Annotated in this window: 1 protein-coding gene; it reads right to left on the minus strand. The window is 68.9% G+C overall.

What is annotated here, in order from left to right:
* The coding region (locus QWZ14_RS28890; protein WP_456307275.1) for a VirB4 family type IV secretion/conjugal transfer ATPase at positions 1-505 on the minus strand (505 nt) is incomplete at both ends.

The raw sequence follows: 505 nt of genomic DNA on the forward strand, positions 1-505 counted from the left end.
CAGCGGGGCGCCCCACTCCGGGGACGGGCCGCCCCGCGGATAGCCATCCAGGGACGAGAAGCCGACGAAGTTCCGCGAGCTGATATCGCCCGGCCGGGTGCGCCAGGCCGCGTTCCCGGGGAGTTGCGCCCAATAGGCGGCTTCCGTGCCCAGATCTTCGACAGCCACGCCGGCCCCGGCGTTGGTCAGGGCGGCGCGGACCTCGCCTGCGCGGCGTTCCAAGTCGGGCAGGGTGTCGCAATGAAGAGCGATGGAGATGTGGTGCGAGCCCATCGTGGCCTGGTTGGAGGCCACGTCGTCCATGGCATCGTGCAGTGCATCCATCTGACTCAGGGCACGGTCGCCGGCGTTGGCCATCTGCGCCTGCTTACGCGCCAGACTGCCGGTCGCCGCGGCGCGTGAATGAAAGCGGAATGAGTTGGTCAGCACCACCCGGCAGTCGGCCGAGAGCAGGTCGTTGAGCATTCCCGGCCGGGTGCGGTCGGGGTATTCCTTGAACCCCATG

The organism is Paeniroseomonas aquatica, assembly GCF_030409335.1.
In the GTDB taxonomy this organism is placed as follows: Bacteria; Pseudomonadota; Alphaproteobacteria; order Acetobacterales; family Acetobacteraceae; genus Belnapia; species Belnapia aquatica.